At 70.4% G+C, this 419-nt stretch carries 1 pseudogene; it reads right to left on the reverse strand.

Annotation, left to right across the window (positions count from 1 at the left end):
* Positions 1–419 (reverse strand): annotated as a pseudogene (locus HWY05_RS38090) (hypothetical protein); the annotation flags it as partial.

A 419-nucleotide genomic window follows, 5' to 3' on the forward strand; every position in this document is an offset into this window, starting at 1 on the left:
ACGATCTCCAGCGTCGAGCAGCGCACCCAGGTCGCCGAGGCATCGGCCGCCACCGAGAACAGCAGGTCGCCCGAGCGCGCCACGCCCTTCACCGCGTTCGGATGCAGCGGCAGGTCGCGCACGTGCCGCACCTTGTCGCCCTCGATGCGCAGCACGATGCCCTCGCCGGTATAGGCGCCGACGATCGCATGCGTCACCCCCTCGTGCTCGAAGCTGGCCGCGCAGTTGAGCGGCGAGCGGTGCTGGTAGAGCTCGCGCCCGCTGCGCGCGTCGAACAGCTTGCCGAGCTGGCCACCGCTCAACACCACGTCGCCCGCCACCGTCAGGAAGTTGCAGAGGCTGTGCGTGTTCGCATGCTCCACGCCGTCGACGCGCACCACGCCCGCGTCGCCGATGGTCCAGACCTTGCCGTCGATCGC

The sequence above is a fragment of the Paraburkholderia sp. BCC1876 genome (assembly GCF_902833695.1).
In the GTDB taxonomy this organism is placed as follows: domain Bacteria; phylum Pseudomonadota; class Gammaproteobacteria; order Burkholderiales; family Burkholderiaceae; genus Paraburkholderia.